The sequence below is a fragment of the Leucobacter chromiireducens genome (assembly GCF_003917135.1).
Taxonomy (GTDB): Bacteria; Actinomycetota; Actinomycetes; order Actinomycetales; family Microbacteriaceae; genus Leucobacter; species Leucobacter chromiireducens_A.
The window spans coordinates 107,351-129,974 of sequence record NZ_RPDI01000006.1 but is presented as its reverse complement, the minus strand read 5'-3'; the positions used below and the strand labels follow the sequence as shown (position 1 = coordinate 129,974).

General features: G+C 71.1%; 19 protein-coding genes. 7 read left to right on the top strand and 12 right to left on the bottom strand.

Going from position 1 to position 22,624, the window contains the following annotated elements; genetic code table 11:
- The first annotated feature begins 12 nt into the window (after positions 1-12).
- The 3 genes from lysS (at position 13) to cls (ending at position 3,477) form a co-directional block, all read left to right on the top strand.
- On the top strand, positions 13-1,578 hold the full coding sequence (gene lysS / locus EGM46_RS04650) for a lysine--tRNA ligase (RefSeq protein WP_125099002.1): 1,566 nt from the start codon (positions 13-15) through the stop codon (positions 1,576-1,578).
- Between the two features lie 88 nt (positions 1,579-1,666).
- Positions 1,667-1,846: a hypothetical protein gene (locus EGM46_RS04645; RefSeq protein WP_125099001.1), complete on the top strand. Its 180-nt coding sequence runs from the start codon at positions 1,667-1,669 to the stop codon at positions 1,844-1,846.
- A gap of 146 nt (positions 1,847-1,992) precedes the next feature.
- Positions 1,993-3,477, top strand: coding sequence for a cardiolipin synthase (gene cls / locus EGM46_RS04640; protein ID WP_125099000.1), 1,485 nt, complete (start codon positions 1,993-1,995; stop codon positions 3,475-3,477).
- 126 nt (positions 3,478-3,603) lie between these two features.
- Here cls and EGM46_RS04635 read toward each other — a convergent pair whose 3' ends face one another.
- From EGM46_RS04635 to EGM46_RS04605, 7 genes are all read right to left on the bottom strand, one after another.
- Positions 3,604-4,194: a histidine phosphatase family protein gene (locus EGM46_RS04635; protein ID WP_125098999.1), complete on the bottom strand. Its 591-nt coding sequence runs from the start codon at positions 4,192-4,194 to the stop codon at positions 3,604-3,606.
- On the bottom strand, positions 4,191-5,318 hold the full coding sequence (locus EGM46_RS04630; protein ID WP_125098998.1) for an ABC transporter ATP-binding protein: 1,128 nt from the start codon (positions 5,316-5,318) through the stop codon (positions 4,191-4,193). Before EGM46_RS04630 ends, EGM46_RS04635 begins: the two co-directional genes overlap by 4 nt.
- An 8-nt stretch (positions 5,319-5,326) precedes the next feature.
- On the bottom strand, positions 5,327-7,045 hold the full coding sequence (locus EGM46_RS04625) for an ABC transporter permease (protein ID WP_206427497.1): 1,719 nt from the start codon (positions 7,043-7,045) through the stop codon (positions 5,327-5,329).
- Positions 7,029-8,069 carry an ABC transporter substrate-binding protein gene (locus tag EGM46_RS04620; protein ID WP_125098997.1) on the bottom strand — a complete coding sequence of 347 codons (1,041 nt, stop codon included), beginning with the start codon at positions 8,067-8,069 and terminating at the stop codon, positions 7,029-7,031. Before EGM46_RS04620 ends, EGM46_RS04625 begins: the two co-directional genes overlap by 17 nt.
- Positions 8,059-8,874 carry a metallophosphoesterase family protein gene (locus tag EGM46_RS04615; protein ID WP_125098996.1) on the bottom strand — a complete coding sequence of 272 codons (816 nt, stop codon included), beginning with the start codon at positions 8,872-8,874 and terminating at the stop codon, positions 8,059-8,061. The genes EGM46_RS04620 and EGM46_RS04615 overlap by 11 nt, the downstream gene beginning before the upstream one ends.
- Positions 8,871-9,569 (bottom strand): tyrosine-protein phosphatase, encoded by a 699-nt coding sequence (locus EGM46_RS04610; protein ID WP_125098995.1) that lies wholly within the window; start codon positions 9,567-9,569, stop codon positions 8,871-8,873. The genes EGM46_RS04615 and EGM46_RS04610 overlap by 4 nt, the downstream gene beginning before the upstream one ends.
- Positions 9,570-9,737: 168 nt before the next feature.
- Positions 9,738-10,610 (bottom strand): MurR/RpiR family transcriptional regulator, encoded by an 873-nt coding sequence (locus EGM46_RS04605; protein ID WP_125098994.1) that lies wholly within the window; start codon positions 10,608-10,610, stop codon positions 9,738-9,740.
- A gap of 184 nt (positions 10,611-10,794) precedes the next feature.
- Between EGM46_RS04605 and EGM46_RS04600 the strand changes: the two genes are divergently transcribed.
- The 3 genes from EGM46_RS04600 to EGM46_RS04590 all read left to right on the top strand — a co-directional run bounded on the left by EGM46_RS04600 (position 10,795) and on the right by EGM46_RS04590 (position 14,641).
- Positions 10,795-13,323 carry an ATP-dependent Clp protease ATP-binding subunit gene (locus EGM46_RS04600; RefSeq protein WP_125098993.1) on the top strand — a complete coding sequence of 843 codons (2,529 nt, stop codon included), beginning with the start codon at positions 10,795-10,797 and terminating at the stop codon, positions 13,321-13,323.
- Positions 13,324-13,463: 140 nt separating this feature from the next.
- Complete coding sequence (locus EGM46_RS04595) at positions 13,464-13,982, top strand: amino-acid N-acetyltransferase (protein ID WP_125098992.1); 519 nt, start codon at positions 13,464-13,466, stop codon at positions 13,980-13,982.
- 26 nt (positions 13,983-14,008) lie between these two features.
- Positions 14,009-14,641 carry a hypothetical protein gene (locus tag EGM46_RS04590; RefSeq protein ID WP_125098991.1) on the top strand — a complete coding sequence of 211 codons (633 nt, stop codon included), beginning with the start codon at positions 14,009-14,011 and terminating at the stop codon, positions 14,639-14,641.
- Positions 14,642-14,755: 114 nt separating this feature from the next.
- Here EGM46_RS04590 and EGM46_RS04585 read toward each other — a convergent pair whose 3' ends face one another.
- The 5 genes from EGM46_RS04585 to EGM46_RS04565 are packed head-to-tail and all read right to left on the bottom strand — an operon-like array spanning position 14,756 to position 21,048.
- Positions 14,756-15,907 (bottom strand): peptidase C39 family protein, encoded by a 1,152-nt coding sequence (locus EGM46_RS04585; protein ID WP_125098990.1) that lies wholly within the window; start codon positions 15,905-15,907, stop codon positions 14,756-14,758.
- A complete protein-coding gene (locus EGM46_RS04580; RefSeq protein ID WP_241156178.1) occupies positions 15,904-17,562 on the bottom strand; it encodes an ATP-binding cassette domain-containing protein in 1,659 nt (552 codons plus the stop codon). The genes EGM46_RS04585 and EGM46_RS04580 overlap by 4 nt, the downstream gene beginning before the upstream one ends.
- Positions 17,559-18,425, bottom strand: a complete 867-nt coding sequence (locus tag EGM46_RS04575; RefSeq protein WP_125098989.1) for an ABC transporter permease — start codon at positions 18,423-18,425, stop codon at positions 17,559-17,561. Before EGM46_RS04575 ends, EGM46_RS04580 begins: the two co-directional genes overlap by 4 nt.
- Positions 18,422-19,411, bottom strand: coding sequence for an ABC transporter permease (locus EGM46_RS04570; protein WP_241156177.1), 990 nt, complete (start codon positions 19,409-19,411; stop codon positions 18,422-18,424). The genes EGM46_RS04575 and EGM46_RS04570 overlap by 4 nt, the downstream gene beginning before the upstream one ends.
- Positions 19,412-19,419: 8 nt before the next feature.
- Positions 19,420-21,048: an ABC transporter substrate-binding protein gene (locus tag EGM46_RS04565; RefSeq protein WP_125098988.1), complete on the bottom strand. Its 1,629-nt coding sequence runs from the start codon at positions 21,046-21,048 to the stop codon at positions 19,420-19,422.
- Positions 21,049-21,424: 376 nt separating this feature from the next.
- Between EGM46_RS04565 and EGM46_RS04560 the strand changes: the two genes are divergently transcribed.
- Positions 21,425-22,609 (top strand): MalY/PatB family protein, encoded by a 1,185-nt coding sequence (locus EGM46_RS04560; RefSeq protein WP_125098987.1) that lies wholly within the window; start codon positions 21,425-21,427, stop codon positions 22,607-22,609.
- Positions 22,610-22,624: the final 15 nt, after the last annotated feature.

Here is a 22,624-nt window from a genome sequence, read left to right as displayed (position 1 = left end):
CACGCCCCCACTATGAGCGATCAGAGCGCAGCGAACGCAGCCGAGCCGGCCACCACCGACGCCACCCAGGCCGTCAGTGCTGAGGAGGTCTTCGAGCAGAAGCGTGTGCGACTGGAGAAGCGCGACAAACTGAACGCTGAGGCCAGCCTCGCGGGCGGCGCGTACCCGGTCACCGTCCCCGTGACGACCACGATCCCCGCGGTGCGCGCGGAGTGGGGGCACCTGGAGGAGACCCCGGATACCGCATCGGGCGCCGTCGTCGGCGTCGCCGGCCGCGTCGTGTTCCAGCGCAACACCGGCAAGCTGTGCTTCGCGTCGCTGCAGGCGGGCGACGGCACGCGCATTCAGGCCATGGTGAGCTTCGCAGAGGTGGGCGAGGAGTCGCTGGCCTCGTACAAGGAGCTCGTCGACCTCGGCGATCACCTGTTCGTGCGCGGCGAGGTCGCGTCGAGCCGCCGCGGTGAGCTCTCGATCATGGTCACCGAGTGGCAGATCGCCGCGAAGGCGATCGCGCCCCTGCCGAACATGCACACCGAGCTGAACGAGGAGACGCGGGTACGCCAGCGCTACCTCGACCTGATCCAGCGCGAGCAGGCGCGCCGCAACGTTGTCACGCGTGCGCGCACGATGGCGAGCCTGCGCAAGACTTTCGCGGAGCGCGACTTCATCGAGGCCGAGACGCCGATGCTGCAGACCATGCACGGCGGCGCGTCGGCGCGCCCGTTCATCACGCACTCGAACGCGTTCGACACCGAACTCTTCCTGCGCATCGCGCCTGAGCTGTTCCTGAAGCGCGCCGTCGTCGGCGGCCTGGAGCGCGTCTTCGAGATCAACCGCAACTTCCGCAACGAGGGCGCCGACTCGACGCACAGCCCGGAGTTCGCGATGCTCGAGGCGTACCAGGCGTACACCGACTACAGCGGCATCGCGGATCTCACGCAGGATCTCGTGCAGAACGCCGCGCTCGCCGCGAACGTCGGCACGGAGCGCGAGGGCACGCACGTCGTCGAGTGGGCCGACGGCACGCTCTTCGACCTCGGCGGCGAGTGGGATCGCATCTCCATGTACGGCACGCTCTCCGAGGCCGCCGGCCGCGAGATCACGCCGGAGACCTCGGTGGCCGAGCTGCAGGCGATCGCCGACGCCGAGGGCGTCGAGGTGCCGCTGCCGAACCACGGCAAGCTCGTCGAGGAGCTGTGGGAGCACTTCGTGAAGGACGGGCTGACGCGCCCCACCTTCGTGATGGACTTCCCGGTGGAGACGAGCCCGCTCACGCGCCACCACCGCACGATCCCCGGCGTGGTGGAGAAGTGGGATCTCTACGTGCGCGGCTTCGAGCTCGCCACGGGCTACTCCGAGCTCGTCGACCCGGTGGTGCAGCGCGAGCGCTTCGTCCAGCAGGCCGCGGAAGCGGCCCGCGGCGACGTCGAGGCGATGAGCGTTGACGAGGAGTTCCTGCGCGCGCTCGAGCACGGCATGCCGCCGTCGGGTGGCATGGGCATGGGCATGGACCGCCTGCTCATGGCCCTCACCGGCCTCGGGATCCGCGAGACGATCCTGTTCCCGCTCGTGAAATAAGCAGATCGGGATCCGAGCCGAACGCCCACTCGCCGTCGCGCGGGTGGGCGTTCAGCTATTCCCGGCACGCACCCGATACACTTGCCGCATGGACAGCTGGTGGACGAACGCGGTGTGGTCGCTGACGCCGACCGTGCTCATCGGGATCTTCTTCTGGATGGTGCTGCGGCTCATCCTCCGCGCGGATCGCACGGAGCGTCGGGTCTACCGACAGATCGAGGACGAGGAGCGCGCGAAGGCCGGCCTCCCCGCCCGCGAGGAGTCCTAGCCCCCGAAACGGCTCGCGACGCGCGTCCGAGCCCGCAGCTCCCGCTACAGTACATGCAGGGGTGATATCCGGCGCGCTCGGATCCTGAGCTCAGGGAGTGCGCGGCCGGAGTCACCAGGTGCTGTGGCGACTGAGGAGAAGCGTCGATGGAGGAACTCAACTGGTTTGGGGTGAACTGGCCGTTCGCGTGGACCCTCACGTTCCTGATCATCGACAACGTGATCCGCGTCGTCGCGCTCTTTGTCGTGCCACGCAACCGCCGTCCCACCTCGGGGATGGCCTGGCTGATGGCGATCTTCCTGCTGCCCGTGCCCGGCCTGCTGCTGTTCCTCATCATCGGGAGTAAGCGCCTGCCGCGCGCCCGCGAGCAGAAGCAAGAGGCGATCAACCTCTTCGTCTCGCAGATCGCGGAGCGCGAGGAGCGCGGCATGGTCACGCCGACCGCCGAGCTGCAGCCCGGCATCGACAGCGCCGTGCGGCTCGGCCGTTCGCTCGGCGCCCAGCCGATGCTGCGCGGCAACGCCGCAACCATGTGCATCGACTACGAGGAGTCGTTCGCGCAGATGGCCGCGGCGATCCGCACCGCCACCGAGTACGTGCACATCGAGTTCTACATCCTCGTGCACGATGAGGCGACCGACGACATCTTCACGGCAATGGGGGAAGCCGTGGCGCGCGGCGTGCAGGTGCGCGTGCTGCTCGACCACATCTCGGCCGTGCGCAACCCCGGCACGCGGCGCACGGCGCAGAGCCTCGACGAGCTCGGCGTGCAGTGGGCGTACATGCTGCCGGTGCGGCCCTGGCGCGGCGAGTACCAGCGCCCGGACCTCCGAAACCACCGCAAGCTGATCGTGATCGACGGCCGCATCGGGTTCATGGGCTCGCAGAACCTCGTCGACTCGAGCTACAACAAGCCGTCGAACCAGCGCCGCGGCCTCCACTGGAAGGACCTGATGGTGCGGGTCGAGGGCCCTATCGTACTCGGGCTCGAGGCGGTGTTCCAGGGCGACTGGTACCTCGAGACCGGGCAGTACCTCACCCACCTCGCGGAGTCGCCGATCGAGGTCGCGCGCCCGGGCGAGCTGGACTGCCAGATCGTGCCGAGCGGGCCGGGCTACGAGGCGGAGAACAACCTGCAGGTGTTCGTCGCGCTGCTGTACACGGCGACGCGCCGGATCAGCATCACGAGCCCGTACTTCGTGCCGGACGGTTCGATCATGAACGCGCTGCGTGCGGCGACCGCGCGCGGCGTCGATGTCGAGCTGTTCGTCTCGGAGACGGGGGATCAGGCGGTGGTGTACCACGCGCAGCGCTCGTACTACGAGGAGCTGCTGCGCGCCGGGGTGCGGATCTGGATGTACCGGCCGCCCTACATCCTCCACTCGAAGCACTTCACGGTGGACGACGCCGTCGCCGTGGTGGGCTCCTCGAACATGGATCAGCGCTCCTTCGGCCTGAACATGGAGATCTCGATGGTGGTGCACGGCGAGAGCTTCGTGCGGGACCTCGACGAGGTGAGCGATTACTATCGCGAGAACTCGCGTGAGCTCACGCTGGAGGAGTGGCTGAAGCAGCCGCTGCGCTCGCAGCTGCTCGACGGCTTGGCGCGCCTCACGTCGGCCCTCCAGTAGCCCGGCCCCGGCTCTTTCTGCAATTTAGTGAGAGTCTGATCCGCTTTCGCGCGCCAGATCGGCTCAAACTCGTACCAAACCGGGGATTCTGGTGGGTGACGAACCCGGAGCCAGCGCCCGCCCCAGCTAGACCGCGTGCTGCATCGCCGGCGTGCCGAGCCGGCGCACGGCCGTGCCCCGGCCGCCATGCGCCGGCGACAGCGTCCACGCCTCGCCGTTGAGGATCCGGGGTGCCGGCTGCCCGCTCAGTTCCGTGAGGGCGGCCCGGATCAGCGCGCCGTGTGCGATCACGATCGAGCCGGGGGCGGCACTGAGCAGCCGCCCGAACGCGGCGGCCCCGCGCTGGGCGAGCGTGTCGAGATCCTCAGCGTCGGGAATGTCGAGGCCGGGCCAGCGCGCGGTCACGTCGGCGACCTGCATGCCCTCGGCTGAGCCGAAGTCGCGCTCGGTGACGGCGGCGTCGATCACGGGATCACCGAGGCCGAGCCGCGCCGCGATGATCTGACCCGTGGTGACGGCACGGCTGAGCGGCGACGCGACGACGCCGGTCCACCGGCCGGACCCCGCGAGGAGGTCGGCGATCTCGCCGGCCTGCGCACGCCCGCGATCGTTCAGCGGGATGTCGGTGCGGCCTTGGATGCGGCGGCCGATGTTCCAGTCCGTCTCGCCGTGGCGCACGACGACGATGGACGCTGCGGAGTGAGGGGAGGTGCTCATGCCCCAACGCTAGCCGGTTCCGCCTGCGAGCTCGCGTGCGCGGCGCGCTGCGCTGGATCCTGCTCGAACACGATTGCGCGGTCGATCTCGACCCGCACCCGCTCGCCGGCCACGCAGCGCAGCCCGCTCGCTCGGGATCGCAGCTGCAGCTCGCCCCAGCGCACGACGAGCTCATCGCCGCCTCGGCCGAACAGCGAGGACTCCACCACCGCTGGCCCGGCGGGATCCGGCACCACGCGCACGTGCTCGGGCAGCACGGCGACTTCGGCGGCGCAATCAGCGAGCCCAGCATCCCCGGCATGCCGCGCGGGCACGCCAGCGAGCCGCCCAGCCGGAAGCTCGATCGGCAGGCCGCTCGCGCGGAACGCCCCGCCAGCGAGCCGGCCGGGGAGCACCGCAGCGTCGGAGATGAAGCGCGCGACGAACGGCGAGGCCGGGCGCTCAACGAGCTCGCTCGGGGTGCCGATCTGCTGCACCCGGCCGCCGTCGAGCACGACGACCCGGTCGGCGAGCGCGAGCGCCTCGCTGCGATCGTGGGTGACGTGGATCACGGTGAGCCCGAGGCTGCGGGTGAGCGCGCGGAGCTCGAGCCGGAGGCGATCGCGCAGCGGTTCGTCGAGCGCCGAGAGCGCCTCGTCGAGCAGCAACACCCGTGGCCGGCCGACGATGGCCCTGGCGATGGCGACGCGCTGGCGCTGGCCGCCCGACAGCGTTGCTGGATCGCGGCGCTCCGCGCCGGCGAGCCCGACGAGTTCGAGCGCCTCGGCCACGCGCCGTGCGCGCTCGGCGCGGCCGACGCCGGCGCGACGGAGGGGATACTCGACGTTCCGCCCGACACTCCAGTGCGGCCACACGGCGTGCTGCTGGAACACCATGCTGAGGCCGCGGCGCTCGGGCTCGACGTCGCGGCCGGCTCCCGCGACCTCGGTCTCGCCGATCCGCACGCTGCCAGCGGTGGGCGAGATGAAGCCGGCGACGGTGCGCAGCAGTGTGGTCTTGCCAGAGCCGGAGGGCCCGACCAGTGCGACGAACTCGCCGTCGCTGACGGTGAGGTCCACGTCGGCGAGACCGAGGTGACCGCCGGGGTACGCGAGGCTGACAGAACTGAGGGAGACGGATGACACGGTCGGTCCTAACGCTGGGTGCGGGCGGTGAAGCCGAGGCCGACGAGGCCGACCACGGCGACGATGAGTGAGAGCGCCGACGAGGCGTTGTACGCGCCGGCCTGCTGGAGGTTGAAGATCACGACCCCGAGGGTCTGCGAGCCCGGGGAGAGCAGCAGGACCGAGAGGGTCAGCTCGCGCACGGCGGTGAGCGCGACGAGCACGGCGCCGGAGATCGCGGCGGGCACCGCCATCCGGCAGGAGATGTCCCACAGCGCGCGCAGGCGTGAGGCGCCTGCGAGTCGGGCGGCTTCCTCCGCGGTCGTTGGGATCCCGGAGAGCGGCGCGTGCACCGACTGCACGACGAGCGCGAGGAACGAGGTGAGGTACGCGCACAGGATCAGCCATGGGGTGTTGAACAGTCCGATCCGCGGTGCGATGAGCAGCCACGCGACGGCGATGACGAGCCCGGGGATCGCCTGCGGCAGCAGGGAGAGTCCGAGCAGGGCGGCATTGCCGCGTGCGCGGGTGCGCGTGACGATCGCGCCGATCCCGAGCCCGAGCACCCCGCAGCCGAGTGCGGCGAGCGTTGCCAGCATGAGCGAGTTGCTGATGCCCTGGAGGGTGCCGGGTGCGGTGAGGGCGCGCTCGAAACTCGCGAGCGTGATGGTCTCGGGGGTGAGCGGCACGCCGGGCGCGGGCAGCAGCGCCTGGATCGCGAGCGTGATGAGCGGGAGCACGGTGACCGCGAGCACGACGGCGGTGGCGACGACCGCGAGCGGGCCGCGGGCCCGGCCGAGGGGGAGCAGCGCCGGGGCGCCGGCCTGGGCGTCGAGCTCCACCCTGGTGCGGGAGCGCAGCAGGTCGACGACGACGCCGAGCAGCGCGATCATGAGCAGCACGAAGCCGATCGCGGCGACGACGGCGAGGGGATCCTCGACCGTGCCGGACTGCAGGTAGCGGTACACGAGCGTGGAGAGTGTGACGTAGCGCTCGGGGAGCCCGATGATCGAGGGGATGCCGAAGTCGGCGAGGTTGGAGACCGCGATGAGGGTGAACGCGGAGAGCATCGCGGGGCGCAGGAGCGGGGTCGTTACCTCCCAGAGCGCGCGCGGCGCGGAGGATCCGGCGATGCGCGCGGCCTGTTCGAGGTCGGCGGGGATCCGGCGGAGCGCCGCGGTGACGATCATCATGGCGATCGGGAAGCTGTGCAGCGTGAGGAGGAAGATGACGCCGTCGCCGCCGTAGAGATTCCACAGTGGGGCGCCGAAGCGCGCGGCCCAGAAGGTGTTGAGCGGAGCGGCGGGACCGAGCAGGCTGAGCCAGGCGATCGCGCCGACGAACGGTGGCATGAGCATGGGGCTCAGCGCGAGGAGCCGAAGCGCGCGCCGCCCGGGGAGGTCGGTGCGTTCCAGCAGGAGCGCGAGCAGCGTGCCGATGACCACCGCGAGCACGCCGGAGACGGTGGCCGAGACGAGCGAGTTGGCCGCGGCAGTGAGCACATCGGGATCGCCGAGCGCCGACCAGCCCCCGCCGCCCGCGGCGAGCAGCACGATCGCGCCGATCGGCACGAGCACGAGCGCGGCGACCGCGCACCACATGGCGAGGCGGACCGCGGTGAAACCGTCGATGCTGCGGCGGGCGGCGCGGGGCGGCGCCGCGCGGGGTCCCTGGCGCGGCCCGCTGGCCCGGTCGGTGAGGACCGGGCCAGCGGGGGTGCGCACCTGCGTGCTACTGGAAGAGACCATTGAACGTCTGCACGGCGTCCGCCTGGGTGGCGCGGATCGTCTCCAGCTCGGGGGTGAGGAACGCGATGTCGGCGATCGCGGGTGCGCCGGCCGGGCTCGCGACGTCCTCGCGGATCGGCAGGTACGACTGCGCGGCCGCGAGCTCCTGCCCCTCAGCGCTGATCAGGAAGTCGACGAAGAGCTTCGCCGCCTCCGGCTGCTCGGTGTCGGCGAAGATGCCGACCGGCTGGGAGACGAAGGGCACGCCCTCGCTCGGGTAGACCGCGGCGATCGGGGAGCCCGCGGCTGCGAGGTCACGCACGAGCGAGTCAACGACGATACCGACGGGGCTGCTGCCGTCGGCCACGGCCTGCGAGACCGGGCCGTTGCTCTCCGCGATCAGTGGGGTGTTCTTGGCGAGGCCCTCAAGCCAGCTCTGCCCGAGCGCCGGGGTGTCGAGCCAGACGGCCGCGTTGTACGCGGCTGCGCCGGAGACGTCCGGGTTCGGCATCGCGATCTTGCCGGCGTACTTCGGGTCCGTGAGGTCCGCCCACGAGCTGGGTGCGTCGGTGATCGCGTTCGTGTTGACCGCGATCACGGTCGGGATCAGCCGGGTGCCAACGTAGAAGTGCTCGGGATCGATGAGATCCTGCCGGATCGCCTCCGCCTCGGGCGAGGCGTACTCGAGCAGCAGCTCGCGCTCGGCGTAGTCCTCGAACGTGCCGGCGTCGGCGGCGAGCAGCAGGTCGGCGCCGATGTCGCCGGCCTTCTCCTCCGTCGCGATGCGCGCCGTGAGATCCCCGGTTCCCGCCCGGAACACGTCGACCGTGACCTCGGGGTGGTGCACGTTGAACGCGGCGATCACCGCGTCGATCTTCTCCTGCGGCTCCGAGGTGTACAGCGTGATGGTCGAGGGCTCCGCCGCGGCACCCGATTCGGCTGGGGGCTGCGCGCCCGCGGCGTCCGCAGCGGCGGAGCAGCCGGTGAGGGTGAGTGCGGCGAGGGCGAATGCGGCGATGACGCCGGTGGTGCGGTTACGAGACATGAGTCGCTTTCTGTGCTGGTCTGGTGATGGGTTGGGTGAACAGAGGATCGGGGGAGTGCAGCGCGATCGCCGAGGCGCTCACTCCGTCGCCCGTGATCTGCACGAGCGAGAACATCGGGGCGTCGTGCCCGGCGACCGCGTCGGGGCCGGCGTCCATGACCTGGTGGTAGGCGAGCGACGGGCCGACGAACACGGGGATCCCCTGCACGGACGCCGCAAGGCTGTGGTGGTAGTGCCCGGCGAGAATCGCGAGGACGTCGGAGCCGCGCAGCACTGCGAGCAGCGCGTCGGCGTTGGCGAGGCCCTGTCGCCGCAGCGTCGGCAGCGGCGACGCGAGGGGCGCGTGGTGCAGCGCGATCACGGTGCCCCGCTCCGCCGGCCGCGCGAGCTCGGCGGCGAGCCACTCCAGCTGCGCGGGATCCAGTTCGCCGCGGTGCGAGTCCAGCCGGATCACCCGGACGCCGTCGATGGTGTGTGCCGCGACGTGGCCGGCCGTGTGGTGCGGGAGTGTTCGGGCCGCGATCGGGTCGTCGTGGTTGCCGAGCACGGTGAGTACGGGAGCGCCGAGCCGCTCCTCAAGCCTGCGGCACGCGGCGGCGACCGCCGGGTACGCGCCGGGATTGCCGCGCTCGATGAGGTCACCGGTGATGAGGACCACCTCGGGGGTGATGCCGGCGGCCAGCGCGTAGTCGCCCACCCGCTCGATGCGGCCGGCACCGTCCACCGCGCCGTAGAGGAGGCCGGACTCGGTCGCGTGCACGTCGCTCAGATGCAGCACCGTGAAGCGTCCCGTGTCGCGGCTCATGCGCGCAGCTCCGCGACGGGCGCCCGCCCCGCGCGTGCGCGGAGGGCCAGGAGCTGTGCCTCGGTCGCGCCGTGCGCGAGCAGGTAGGCCGCCGGGCCGCCCTGCGCATCGATCAGCGCGAGCGCCCCCTCGAGCGCCTCAGCCGGGCTGTCGAGGTGGAGGCGCTCGGCCGCCGCGCGATCCTCCCCGTGCAGCGCGAGCGCGTCGAGCTGCGCGGTCGCGATGCTGAGCCGCGCGGGGCGCACCGTGCGGCCGGAGTGCGCGTAGTCGGCGACGACGTCCGGGCGAGCGTCTCCTGCGGCGAGGCGGGCGAGCGCCACGACGAGGCCGGTGCGATCCTTCCCTGCCGTGCAGTGCACCGCGACCACGCCGGGGTGCTCGGCGATCGCGCCGACCGCTGCGGCGATCCGGGATCCGCGATCCCGAACGAGCCCCGCGTACACGCCCTCGAGCGATCCCGCAGCGGGTGGGGCCTCGCCGTACAGGGGAGCGGAGCGGACCGGGATCCGATGGCTGCGCGGCCCGTGCTCCGCGGGCTCGCGCAGGTCGATCACGAGGTCGACCCCGAGCGCGCGGAGGGCGCGCTCGCCGCCGGAGCTCAGCCCGTCGAGCGACGCCGTGCGCACGAGCCAGGGGGTCTCGCCCGAGCCAACGCTCCGCGCGTTGTAACTGCCCTCGAGTGGAATGACGTGCACTGCTCAGAACTCCTGCCGGTTGCCGCCCGTTACATCGAGCGTGAAATTCGATTACATGAGCAGCTTCCCGAGCCGAGGTGTCGCCCCGGTGAACGCCGCGAGGCGGCCGTGTGGACGTTCGCGGAAGGGGATGCGACGCCGGCGCTGCGCCCGGCTCAGGCGCCAGGGTCAGGCGCCAGGGTCAGCGAGCGCGTCGGCGACGACCTCGCGCATCTCGAGCGCCTCGCTGGGCGCCGCGAGTGTCGTGACCTCGGCGACGAGCACCTGCAGCAGTACCGAGTGGCCGAGCCTGCTGAAGAAAGGATCGACGGTGTGCTGCGCGCCGATCATCCCCGTCGAGAGGGTCACGTCCGCGAGCTCGCCGAGGGGTGAGCGCGCGTAGCTGCTCAGCGCGACGATGCGCGCCCCGCGCTTGCGCGCCGCCCGCACGGTGGCGAGGGTGTGCGCGTTCGCGCCGGAGTGGCTGAGCGCGAGACAGACGTCGCGTGGGCCCATGCTGTGCGCGGCGAACTGCTGCGCGAGGATGTCGAGCGGTGCCTCGACCGGGCGGCCGAGCGTCGCGAGCCGCATGGCCGCGTCCTGCAGCGGCGGCGCCGAGAACCCGTTCGCCGAGCACACGACGCGCGTCGCCTCGGTGAGGAGCGCCGCTGCCGCAGCGACCGCAGCGCGGTCCACTGCCTGCTGCCCGACGAGCAGCGCGGTGCGCGCGTGCGCGAAGACGGCGTCGACGGCGTCGCCCGCGATCGGCTCCTCCTGCGCGGGGGAGGCGCCCTCGCGCGCGAGCTCCAACCTGAGGTGCTGGAAGCCGCGGAAGCCGAGCCGCTGGCAGGCGCGGATCACGGTCGCGGTCGAGGTGCCCGCCTCAGCCGCGAGCTCCTGCGTTGACCACTGGGGGATCTCGCCTGGCCGGTCGAGGATCACGCGTGCGACCGCGCCCTCGCTCTGCCCGAGGCCGCCCGCAACGGCGCGGATCAGCGCGAGCGCCGATCCGGCAGCGGGGGGCTGCCCCGCGGTGCGGGTGCGCGCTGGCTGGGCTGGCATGCGTTCACGGTACGGCGCGCGGGTGAACGCGACGTGACGGGAAGCTGGCGCGCTGGCGTCGCGCCGCCGCCGGATCCCGCCCTTGCACGCCTCTGGCGAACAACCGCCCACGGAGCCGCCGCCTCGCATACGCTGGGTACATCGACGAACTCGCGCCCCGACGAGTTTGTCTGGGAGGTTATAGATGTTCGAGAGATTCACCGACCGCGCACGTCGTGTTGTCGTCCTCGCCCAAGAAGAGGCGAAGATGCTCAACCACAACTACATCGGCACCGAGCACATCCTGCTCGGGCTCATCCACGAGGGCGAGGGCGTCGCAGCCAAGGCGCTCGAGCAGCTTGAGATCTCGCTCGACGCGGTGCGCGCCCAGGTGACCGACATCATCGGCACCGGCCAGCAGCCGCCAGCCGGCCACATCCCCTTCACGCCGCGTGCGAAGAAGGTGCTGGAGCTCAGCCTCCGCGAGGCGCTGCAGCTCGGCCACAACTACATCGGCACCGAGCACATCCTGCTCGGGCTCATCCGTGAGGGTGAGGGCGTCGCCGCGCAGGTGCTCGTGAAGCTCGGCGCCGACCTCAACCGCGTGCGCCAGACCGTCATCCAGCTGCTCTCCGGCTACCAGGCCGGCAAGGAGAACGCGACCGTCGGCGCGCCCGAGACGGGTGGCGAGTCGAAGGGCTCGCAGGTGCTCGACCAGTTCGGCCGCAACCTGACGCAGGCCGCGCGCGAGGGCAAGCTCGATCCCGTGATCGGCCGCGAGAAGGAGGTCGAGCGGGTCATGCAGATCCTCTCGCGCCGCTCGAAGAACAACCCGGTGCTGATCGGTGAGCCCGGCGTCGGCAAGACCGCCGTGGTCGAGGGGCTCGCGCAGGCCATCGTCAAGGGCGAGGTGCCCGAGACGCTGAAGGACAAGCAGGTCTACGTGCTCGACCTCGGGTCCATGATCGCGGGCAGCCGCTACCGTGGCGACTTCGAGGAGCGCCTGAAGAAGGTGACGAAGGAGATCCGCAACCGCGGCGACATCATCATCTTCATCGACGAGATCCACACGCTCGTCGGTGCGGGTGCCGCCGAGGGCGCGATCGACGCCGCGAACATCCTGAAGCCCATGCTCGCGCGCGGCGAGCTGCAGACCATCGGTGCGACCACGCTCGATGAGTACCGCAAGCACTTCGAGAAGGATGCCGCGCTGGAGCGCCGCTTCCAGCCGATCCAGGTTGCCGAGCCGTCGCTGCCGCACTCGATCAACATCCTGAAGGGCCTCCGCGACCGCTACGAGGCGCACCACAAGGTGTCCATCACCGACGGGGCCATCGTCGCCGCGGTGAACCTCGCGGATCGCTACGTGCAGGATCGCTTCCTCCCGGACAAGGCGATCGACCTGATCGACGAGGCCGGCGCGCGTCTGCGCCTGTCGATCCTGTCGAGCCCGCCTGAGCTGCGCGAGTTCGACGAGAAGATCGCGGTCGTGCGCGCCGACAAGGAGCAGGCGATCGAGAACCAGGACTTCGAGGCCGCCGCGAACAAGCGCGATGAGGAGAAGAAGCTGATCGCCGAGCGGCTGCGGCTCGAGAAGCAGTGGCGCTCGGGCGACGTCGCAACGAAGGCCGAGGTCGACGAGGGCCTGATCGCCGAGGTGCTCGCGCAGGCCACCGGGATCCCGGTGTTCAAGCTGACCGAGGAGGAGACGAGCCGTCTCCGCTTCATGGAGGAGGCGCTGCACCAGCGCGTCATCGGACAGAACGAGGCGATCTCCGCACTCGCGAAGACGATCCGCCGCCAGCGTGCCGGGCTGAAGGATCCGAAGCGCCCCTCGGGCTCGTTCATCTTCGCCGGCCCAACGGGCGTCGGCAAGACCGAGCTCGCGAAGGCACTCGCCGAGTTCCTGTTCGACGACGAGGACGCGCTGATCTCGCTCGACATGTCCGAGTACGGCGAGAAGCACACGGTCTCCCGCCTCTTCGGCGCGCCCCCCGGGTTCGTCGGCTTCGAGGAGGGCGGCCAGCTCACCGAGAAGGTGCGCCGCAAGCCGTTCTCCGTGGTCCTCTTCGACGAGATCGAGAAGGCACACCCCGACATCTTCAACTCGCTGCTGCAGATCCTCGAGGAGGGGCGCCTCACCGACGGTCAGGGCCGCGTCATCGACTTCAAGAACACGGTCATCATCATGACCACCAACCTGGGATCCTCCGCGATCGCTGGTGGCCCCGTCGGCTTCCAGCTCGAGGGCGACACCTCGGTGGGCTACGACATGATGAAGGGCAAGGTGAACGAGGAGCTGAAGAAGCACTTCAAGCCCGAGTTCCTGAACCGTGTCGACGACACGATCGTGTTCCCGCAGCTCACGAAGCCCGAGCTGCTGCAGATCGTCGACCTGTTCGTGAAGCAGCTGAAGGATCGCCTCCTCGACCGCGACATGTACATCGAGATCACGCCCGCTGCGCGGGAGCGCCTCGCGGAGATCGGCTACGATCCCACGCTCGGTGCGCGTCCGCTGCGCCGTGCGATGCAGCGGGAGATCGAGGATCGTCTCTCCGAGAAGATCCTCGGTGCCGAGCTGCTGGCCGGCGACCTCGTGAAGGTCGACCTGGTCGAGGGGCAGTTCACCTTCGAGACCGAGTCGCGCTCCGCGAAGGCGCACGGCGACGCGTCGGCGTCGGCCGCCGCCGCGGTGGCCTCGACGGCGGCAACGCCCAACACCACGGGGGAGTAACACGGGGGAGTAGCGCGGGGGAGTAAGCACTCCGCCTCGACCCCGCCGCACGGGCCCGCTGCTTCGGCAGCGGGCCCGTTTGCGTGCGCGCGGGGTCGCGCGATGCCGGCCGGGCGTGCGCGCGGGGCTAGACTCGGCACATGAGTGTGTCTGCTGAGATTCGCATCCGCAATGCGCGCACGGGCGACGTGCTCCGCATGGTCGAGTTGATGGAGCCCCTGGTGGCGCGAAGGATCCTGCTTGGGAAGGATCTCGTCGACCTGTACGCTGCCGTGCCCGAGTTTCTCATCGCGGAGGATCAGCACGGCACCCTCGTCGGCTACGGCGCCGTGCACGTGATGTGGGAGCAGCTGGGGGAGGTGCGCACGCTCGGTGTCTCCGAGGAGTGGCTCGGCCACGGCGTTGGCCACCGGCTCATCACCGCCCTGGAGGATCGCGCGCGGCAGCTCGGCCTCACGCAGCTGTTCTGCCTCACCTTCGAGACCGACTTCTTCGGGCGGCACGGCTTCGAGGAGATGGCCGAGAACACGGAGCTCGTTGCCGCCGACGTGTATGCCGAGCTGCTGCGCTCGAACGACGAGGGCGTCGCCGAGTTCCTCGACCTCGCGCGCGTGAAGCCGAACACCCTCGGCAACACGCGCATGTTGAAGCGGCTGTAACCCACTTTCCGGGCTACGCTGGCGCCATGTCCACCCTTCGCGATCCGGTCGGGCCGAAAGACCGCAAGGTCTACATTCGGCGGCGACTGTTCGTGCTGCTCGGCCTGCTCGCGGTGATCGCGGTGATTGTGCTCGTGATCGTGAAGCCGGGCAGCGGCGATGGGCCGAAGGACGTGGCACAGGTCGAGGTGCCCGAGGGGATCGACACCACCCCGAGCGAGGGTGCCGGCGACGCCGCCGACGAGACGGACGGTCCCGCGGCGTGCCGCGCCGGCCAGCTGAAGATCACGCCGGTCACGGATCGCGGTGACTACCCGGCGGGTGAGCTGCCCGCGCTCTCGCTGTCCGCGGAGAACACGGGCGAGGAGGCCTGCACGGCCGATCTCGGCACCGCCGGCATGGAGTTCGCGATTTCGAGTGGCGACGACGAGGTGTGGCGTTCCACGGACTGCCAGACGGGCGCGGAGTCGCTCGCGGTGATCTTGGAGCCAGGCAAGCCGCTCGAGACCGAGCCGATCACCTGGGATCGCACGCGCTCCAGCACGGAGACCTGCGACATCACGCGCGACCCGGTGGGCGCAGGCGGCGCGTCCTACCACCTGCGGGTGTCCGCCGCGGGCGCGCAGGGCACGGGCACGGCCCAGTTCCTCCTCTACTAGCTTGCTCTTTCCTGCTCACTTCATCTGAGAAGCGGCAAACCGACCCTTCGTGCTGCTGAAGGGTCGGTTTGCCACGTTTCGATTCCCGCCCGCGCGGGGCGCGTGTGCGCGGGGCTAGGGCTCGAGGATGATCGCGCCCCGGAACGCCGGGGTGCCCCAGCGCGTGATGCGGTCGATCGTCGCGAACGGCAGCGGGAGGGCGAACGTGTCCACCCAGGTCTCGCCGTTCGGCGCCTGCACCCACGGGTCGGCGATGAGCAACGTCTCGCCCACCACCTCGGTGGCGAGCACCCAGTGCGGCGTCGGGTCCGCGATGAGCTCGGTGAGGTCGATGAGCAGCAGCACCTGCGCGCCGCCGCGCACCGCGTCGACGATCTCCTCGACCTCGAGCCAGCGCCGCTCGAGCGGCAAGCCGAGGGCCTCAGCCTGCCGCAGCGACTCGCGCTGCAGGTCGATGCGGAGTTCCTGCTCCCAGGGCTGCTCGGAGAACTCCTCGATGAACACCGGGTCGGGGGTGCTCAGGAAGACGCGGGGGCGGGCGGCGAGCGTGCCCGAGTCCGCGCCGAGCTTCGCGGTTTCGACCGCGAGCCCGATCGGCTCGCACGCCGGGAGGTTCGTCGCGCGGCGCCAGAACGCGATCTCCGCCGCCCGGTTCTCTGCCCCATCGTCGGCGCGGAACTCGCCGAGGCCGCGCTGCTCGAGCGCGGTGAGCGCCGCCACCGCGCCGCACGTCACGTCGGTGGTCTGCCCGTAGTACGGCGCGGTGCGCGCGGGCGCTGGCACACGCCAGAACGACCACGCGGCCACGCCGTGCTCGTCATCCTGCCGGGTGCTCGGCACCGACGGCACCGGGGTGGCCGCGCGGGCGAAGCCCGCGGGACCGAGCGCTGAGCGCTGCGCCTCGGTCAGCGGGGCGACGGTGAGGTGCTCCTCGAAGTGCACGGCGATCGGCGCGGGATGCTCCTCGGTGCCCGGCGCGTCGGCACGGTCATCGCGCGCGGCGGCGACGAGCGCAGCCCACACCTCACCGCTCCCAGCGACCACATCCACGATCTTGCGATACGCGGAGAAGGGCCGGGCCGCGGTGAGCGCGGCGCCGAGCACCGATCCCGATCGATCGCGGGCGGTGACGGTGCGCGGAGTCCAGAGCTCGCGCTCCACGTCCCAGAGTGCCGCGCGCGCGGCCGGGAGAGAATCGCGAAGCTCGTCGGGGAGCTGCGCCCCCGGCTGCGCGTCGAGGGTGAAATCGTGCGTTGCGGCGGTCATGCCCGCTCCTCTCGTGGAAGTGATTCGTCGTGCCCGCGCGCGATGCTGTCGCGCTCCGCAGCCGCGACGAGCAGCTGCGTGTACGGGTGCTGTGGTGCGCGTAGCACGCTGCCGGTGTCGCCCTGCTCGACGATCTCACCGAGCCGCAGCACGGTGATGCGGTCGGCGATGCGCGCGACGACGCCGAGGTCGTGCGTGATGAAGAGCATGGCGAGCTGCAGCTCATCGCGCAGGCGGGCGAGCAGCCCGAGGATCTGGGCCTGCACGGAGACGTCGAGCGCCGAGACGCTCTCGTCGCAGATCAGCACCTGCGGGTTGGGGGCGAGTGCGCGGGCGATCGCGACGCGCTGCCGCTGCCCGCCCGAGAGCTGCGCCGGCCGGCGATCGGCGAGCGCGGGATCGAGCTCGACGAGCCGCAGCAGTTCGTCGACGCTGCGCGCGCCCTGCCCGCCAGCCTGTGCCCGGCCAGCGCCCCGCCCGCCGGCCCGCAGTGCCTCGTCGAGCGACTCGCGAATGGTGAACACGGGGTTCAGCGTCGAGTACGGATCCTGGAACACGACCTGGATCTCGCCGGGGGTGCGCCCGCGGCGCCCGGGCGGCAGCGTGCGCCCCGCAAGCCGCACCTCGCCCGTGTCGGGTCGTTCGAGGCCGGCGATCGCGCGGGCAAGCGTGGTCTTCCCCGATCCGGATTCCCCGACGATCGCGAGCACCTCACCCGCCGCGACGGACACGGTCGCGTCGGCGAGCGCGGTCGTCGCGCCGAAGCGCTTGGACAGGTGCTCGGCCTCGAGCAGCGGCGCGGGCCGCTCGCTCGGCTCGCGCAGATCATCCGAGACCGACAGGTTCGCCGCGATCAGCTGGCGCGTGTACGGGTGCTCGGGGGCGCGCAGCACCGCGGCGGTGTCGCCGCGCTCGACGACCTCGCCGTGCCGCATCACGAGCACGCGGTCGGCACGCCCCTCGATGACGCCGAGGTCATGGCTGATCAGGATGAGGCTCATCTGGTGCGCGAGCTGCAGTTCGCGGAGCAGGTCGAGCACCTCGCCCTGCGTGCTCGCGTCGAGCGCGGTGGTCGGCTCGTCGGCGATGAGGAGGCGCGGGTCGGCGGCAAGCGCCGCGGCGATGGCGACGCGCTGCCGCATGCCGCCGGAGAGCTCGCTGGGGTACTGCCGCGCCACCCGCTCGGGCAGGCGCACCTCGGCGAGGCGGCGCAGCACCTCCGCGCGCACGGCAGTCGCCGCGAGCCGCTGCCCGGTCGCCGCGGCGCGCGCCTCGATCGTGTCGGCGATCTGCGCGCCGCAGCGCAGCACGGGGCTGAGACTCGTGAACGGATCCTGCAGCAGCAACACGGCACGCCGGCCGCGCACGGCGGCCCAGTCCGCGTCGCGCCCGGAGGCCAGGTCGTACGCGTGGTCGTCGATGCGCGCATCGCCCGTCGCGTGGACGCCGCGGGGGAGGAGGCCCGTGAGGGCGCGCGCGGTCATCGACTTCCCCGATCCGGATTCGCCGATCACGGCGAGCAGCTCGCCAGGCGCGACCGAGAAGTCGACGGGAGCCACGAGCGTGCGCTCGCCCGCGACGACGCGGAGCCCCGAGACCGACACCCCCGGCGCGGTGCCCCGGCTGTCGAGCTGTGTGTCAGCAGACGTGATCACTGCATCCCCCGTTCGCGGAGTCGCTCGCCGAGATGATCGCCGAGCACGTTGATGGCCATCGCGACGAGCACGATGAGGATCGCGGGTACCACCATCATCGCCGGGTTGTCGCCGAGGATGCCGCGGCCGTCGGTGATCTGTCGGCCCCAGTCGGGGGTGCCAGGCGCGACGCCGATGCCGAGGAACGACAGCGAGGACAGCGTCACGAGCGCGATCGCGAGGTTGAGCATGAAGTTCGTCATGATGAGTGGCCACACGTTCGGCACGATGTGCTTGAACATGATGCGCCCCGGCGACAGCGACAGCATCTGCGCGGCCTCGATGTAGGGCCGCGGCGCCTGCTCGGTCACGCCGGCGCGAATGATCCGGATGTCCGACGGGCTAAACAGCAGCACGAGCATGATCACGGTCACCCAGTAGCCGGCCCCGAAGATACCGGCGACCACGAGGGCGACGAGCATCACGGGCAGCGACAGCAGAATGTCGACGATGCGGCCGACGATCCAGTCGACGGGGCCGCGGAGGTAGCCGGCCGCGGTGCCGATGAGGATCGCGAGGAGCATGGATCCCGCCGCGATCACGAGCGGGCCGGCGACCGCGGAACCCGTGCCGGCGAGGGTGAGTAGCAGCACGTCGCGCCCGAGCTCGTCGGTGCCGAGCAGGTGCCCGGGGGAGCCGGCGGGGAGCAGCGAGTCGAGGATGCTCTGCTCCGTGGCGAGCTCGGTGAGGAACGGGGAAGCGATCGCGGCGAGCACCACGAGGCCGAGGAACACGGCGGCCACGGTGGCCACCCAGTCGCGGGGCCGGCCCGGCGCGACGCGCACGTCGTTGAGCAGGGACACTTGGCGGGTACGCGGGGTCATGCGCTCAGCTCCCGTGCTCGGACGCGCGGATCGAGCAGCAGGTAGCTCATGTCCACGAGGATGGTGATGATCGCGATCGCGGCCGCGACGAGGAGGGTGATCGCCTGCACCACCGGCAGGTCCTTGAACAGCACCGCCTCCTGCAGCAGCTGGCCGATCCCGGGCAGCGCGAAGACCGTCTCGACGATGATCGTGCCGCCGATAATGAACGTGAGAATCAGCCCGGCACTCGTGACGATCGGGATCAGGGCCGCGCGCAGCGCGATGCGCCGCACCCGCAGCTCGGGGATCCCGCGCGCACGCGCGAACGTGATCGCGTCGCTCTCGAGCTCGCGGAGCACCGCCGCGCGGGTCATGCGCATGAGGATCGCACCGATGCCCGCCGCGAGCACCGCCGCGGGCAGGAAGAGGTGCCAGAGCTGATCGAGCGGACCATCGCCGGCGCCGTAAGCCGGGAAGATCGGGATCGCGATCGCGAACACCGTGATGGCGAGGATCGCGAGGGCGAAGCTCGGCGCGGAGAGGCCGAAGAGTGCCGTGGCGCTCGCGACGCGGTCGACGGGGGTGCCGGCGCGCGCCGCGCTCACGATGCCGAGCGGCACCGCCGTGATGAGCGCGAGCACGAACGACAGGCCGATCAGCAGCGACGTGATCCCGAGCCGCGAGCCGATGACCGCGGTGACGGGCTGCTGCAGCCGGATCGACTCCCCGAAGTCGCCGCGCACGGCGCTCCACAGCCAGTCGACGTAGCGCACGAGGAACGGGTCGTCGAGGTGGTACTGCGCGCGGATCGCCGCGATGGCCTCGGGGGAGCTCGGCCGGTTGCCGAGCAGGTTCTTCACGAGATCGCCCGGCGCGAGGTACAGCAGCGTGAAGGTGAGGAACGAGAGCACCAGCAGGATGACGAGCACCCCGCCGATGCGCAGCGTCAGCGTGCGGGCCAGGCGGCGCCCGCCCGGGGCGCCGCCTGCTCGGGTGGTGGACACGGTGGGAACTACTTCGCCTCGGCGGCGAACATCTGCGCGCCCCACGCCCCCGTGAAGGTGTAAGGGCCGTAGTCGGCGAGCCCAACGCCGTTCGAGAATGCCGTGACCGACTTGCCCCACCAGATCGGGGCGTTGACCACGTTCTCCGCGTTCAGCGTCTCGAGCTCGATCAGCTTCGCGGCGCGCTCCTCGGGGTCCGTGAGCGCGTTCGCCTCCGCGATGAGCGCGACGGCCTCCTCGCTCTCGAAGCCGTTCGGGTTGCCGGCGCCCAGGAGGTAGCCGTTCACCTCGGCGGGGTCGCCGGTCGTCGAGAAGTACCACATGAAGCCGAGGCCGTGCTCGCCGTCACCGATGGTTGCGAGCCACTCCTCGATGGGCACCTCGCGCACCTTCACCGTGATCCCGATCTTGTCGAGGTTCTCGGCGATCGCCTGCGCCGCGATCCCGAGCTGCGGCCCCGTGTTCGGGTAGGTGAGCTCGGTCGTGAGGTCGGCGGCGTCGGTCTCGCCGATGAGCTGCTTCGCCGCGTCGAGGTCGAACTCGTGCTGCGGGATCTTCGCGAGCTCGGCGCGTGCCGCGTCGCCGTCGAAGGCCTGCGCGAGCGACTCGGGCGTCATGATCGCGGTGGCGGCCTCACCGTAGCCGCGGAGGAGCTTCTCCGCGATCGCGGCGCGGTCGATGCTCAGCGCGATGGCCTCGCGCACCTTCGGATCGTCGAAGGGGGCGACGCGCTCGTCGAACAGCAGGCCGACGTAGGAGAGGTCGTTCATCGACTCGACGCGCATGTCGCTGATCTTCTGCCACTCGGCCGCCTGGTTGATCGGCACGTTGAACGCGATGTCGATGTCGCCCTTCTGCGCCGCCGCGAGGCGGGTGTTGGCGTCCGGGATGAAGTTCACGCGGATGGTCTTCGCCTTCGGTACGCCACCCCACCAGGTGTCGACGCGCTCGAGCAGCACGTGCGAGTCCGGCTGGAACTCGGTCACCTGGTACGGGCCGGTGCCCATGAGCAGCGACGAGCTCGTGCCCACCTTGCCGGCGTGCTCCTCCCAGAACTTCTGCTGGGTCACCACGAGGGCGCCGGAGTTGGAGAGGTTGACGAGGAAGGTGGCGTCGGGCGCGGAGCTCTTCACCGTGACCTCGCGGTCGCCGGTCTTCTCGGCCGAGGCGAGGTTCGCGAGGTAGTAGGAGATGCCGGGGGAGAGCTCGGGATCCTGGGCGCGCTGCAGGCTGAACACCACGTCCTCAGGGGTGACCGGGTCGCCGTTCTGGAACTTCGCGTCCTCGCGCAGCGTGAACACGTAGGTGGTGTCGTCCGGGGTCTCCCACGACTCGGCGAGCGCCGGCACGACCGCGCCGCTCGCGTCCTGGGTGACGAGGCCCTCCTGCACGGTGGCGGCGAGGTTGTAGTTCAGGATGCCGCTTTCCTGGCCGATATAGAGGTTCGCCAGCGAGCCGGGGAACGCAACGGTGACCTGGTCGAGTTCCGCGCCGGTGTCGACGAGCTCGACGGGCGCCTGCTCGGCGGCCCCGCCGCCGCCGGCGCAGCCGACCAGTGCGAGGGAGGCGGCGATGGCGGCGGCCGCGACGAGACGGACGCGGCCGCGGCGGCCTGCTCGGGTGAGTGGTGTGTGCATCGTGTCGCTCCTTTGCGTGCCCGGGGCCGGTTGGCCCCGCCCCCGCACGGTCGCGGTGGGTGCTGGATCGAGTGTACTGGCGGCCGACGGCCCCAGCGGGCGTGAAGGCGCCCGCGGGGAAAGCGTATCCGAGCGTGATTTCAGGCGTGAGTCGCGCGGACTTGCGAGGTAACGTGCGCCTCGATCGGGATCGAGAAGTGGCAAACCCACCCTTCGCGCGGCGGAAGCGTCGGTTTGCCACTTCTCAAGTTTGATGGAGCGTGAGACCCAAGGAAAACAGAGAGCACCCCAGCCGAAACGAAGAGCTGCGGGCCGGCGCCCAGACCTAGCATGAACAGTGCGCGCCACCCGGTGCGCCAAGCACGAAGGAGCAGGGGTGCAGATCGCAGCAGGGGTCGCCGGGCCAGAAACCGCCGGAGCAGCGACCGCCGGAGCAGCAGCACGGCAGCCACTCGGCCGACCGCTCGCCGAGATGGAGCGCGGCTGCGCGCCAGCGGTCACACGCGCGCTGACCGACGCGGTGGCGACCGACGCGCTCCGCTACCTCGCACAGGACGATGTCGCCCGCCTGCAGCGCGTCGTCGCCGACTGGCTGCGCGAACGCTACGGCTGGGAGCCGAGCCCCGACGCGATCCGCCCCGTGGCCGACCTGGTCGCCGGCTTCCGGGCGGTGCTCACCCACCTGCTGCCAGCCGGGCAGCCGATCATCGTGCCGACGCCCGGCTACATGCCGTTCCTGTCGGTGCCGCAGCAGATCGGACACCCGGTCATCGAGGTGCCCATGCTCCGTGACGGCACCGCCGGCTGGCGTTACGACCTGCCTGCGCTGCGTGCCGCGTTCGAGGCCGGCGCCAGGCTGATCGTGCTGTGCAACCCGCACAACCCCATCGGCAAGGTCGCAACAGAGGTGGAGCTCGCCGCGATCGAGGAGCTCGTCGCCGAGTTCGACGGGATCGTGTTCGCCGATGAGATCCACGCGCCGCTCGTGCTCGGTGCGGGCGAGCACATCGTCTACGCCGCCCGCACCGCGCGTGCCGCGGCGCACACGATCACCGCAACCTCCGCCACCAAGGCGTTCAACATTCCCGGGGCGAAGTGCGGACAGCTCATCTTCACGAACCCGGAGCAGCTCGCCGCGTGGCGCCGGGTGGGGCACTGGCACGAGCACCAGACCGCCGTGCTCGGCGTCGTCGCGACGACCGCGGCGTACACGGAGGGGCGCGAGTGGCTGCGCGGCACCATCGCCGAGTTGGGGGACACGGTGCGCGAGGCCATCGCGCTGCTGCACGCCACCGCTACCGATACCGGGATCCGGGTGATCGCGCCGGACGCGACCTACCTGCTCTGGCTCGACCTCAGCGATACCGGCCTGATCCGGGCGGGGCAGAGCGCTGCCGAGGCGGTGCGCGAGGCCGCGCAGATCGTCGTGACCGACGGCTCATCCTGCGGCGCGGCGGGCGCCGGGAGTGTGCGCTTCAACGCGGCGCTCTCGCACGCGGATACGATGGAGGCGGTGCGGCGCCTCGTCGCTGCCGCCACCGCAGCGAAGCGCGCGGCGTAGCAGGCCGCGCAGGGA

What these genes read in the sequence shown, in the direction of transcription:
- lysS (WP_125099002.1), top strand. Translation starts at nt 13, where the DNA reads ATGAGCGATCAGAGCGCAGCGAACGCAGCCGAGCCGGCCACCACCGAC.
- EGM46_RS04645 (WP_125099001.1), top strand. Translation starts at nt 1,667, where the DNA reads ATGGACAGCTGGTGGACGAACGCGGTGTGGTCGCTGACGCCGACCGTG.
- cls (WP_125099000.1), top strand. Translation starts at nt 1,993, where the DNA reads ATGGAGGAACTCAACTGGTTTGGGGTGAACTGGCCGTTCGCGTGGACC.
- EGM46_RS04635 (WP_125098999.1), bottom strand. Translation starts at nt 4,194, where the DNA reads ATGAGCACCTCCCCTCACTCCGCAGCGTCCATCGTCGTCGTGCGCCAC.
- EGM46_RS04625 (WP_206427497.1), bottom strand. Translation starts at nt 7,045, where the DNA reads ATGGTCTCTTCCAGTAGCACGCAGGTGCGCACCCCCGCTGGCCCGGTC.
- EGM46_RS04620 (WP_125098997.1), bottom strand. Translation starts at nt 8,069, where the DNA reads ATGTCTCGTAACCGCACCACCGGCGTCATCGCCGCATTCGCCCTCGCC.
- EGM46_RS04615 (WP_125098996.1), bottom strand. Translation starts at nt 8,874, where the DNA reads ATGAGCCGCGACACGGGACGCTTCACGGTGCTGCATCTGAGCGACGTG.
- EGM46_RS04605 (WP_125098994.1), bottom strand. Translation starts at nt 10,610, where the DNA reads ATGCCAGCCCAGCCAGCGCGCACCCGCACCGCGGGGCAGCCCCCCGCT.
- EGM46_RS04600 (WP_125098993.1), top strand. Translation starts at nt 10,795, where the DNA reads ATGTTCGAGAGATTCACCGACCGCGCACGTCGTGTTGTCGTCCTCGCC.
- EGM46_RS04595 (WP_125098992.1), top strand. Translation starts at nt 13,464, where the DNA reads ATGAGTGTGTCTGCTGAGATTCGCATCCGCAATGCGCGCACGGGCGAC.
- EGM46_RS04590 (WP_125098991.1), top strand. Translation starts at nt 14,009, where the DNA reads ATGTCCACCCTTCGCGATCCGGTCGGGCCGAAAGACCGCAAGGTCTAC.
- EGM46_RS04585 (WP_125098990.1), bottom strand. Translation starts at nt 15,907, where the DNA reads ATGACCGCCGCAACGCACGATTTCACCCTCGACGCGCAGCCGGGGGCG.
- EGM46_RS04575 (WP_125098989.1), bottom strand. Translation starts at nt 18,425, where the DNA reads ATGACCCCGCGTACCCGCCAAGTGTCCCTGCTCAACGACGTGCGCGTC.
- EGM46_RS04565 (WP_125098988.1), bottom strand. Translation starts at nt 21,048, where the DNA reads ATGCACACACCACTCACCCGAGCAGGCCGCCGCGGCCGCGTCCGTCTC.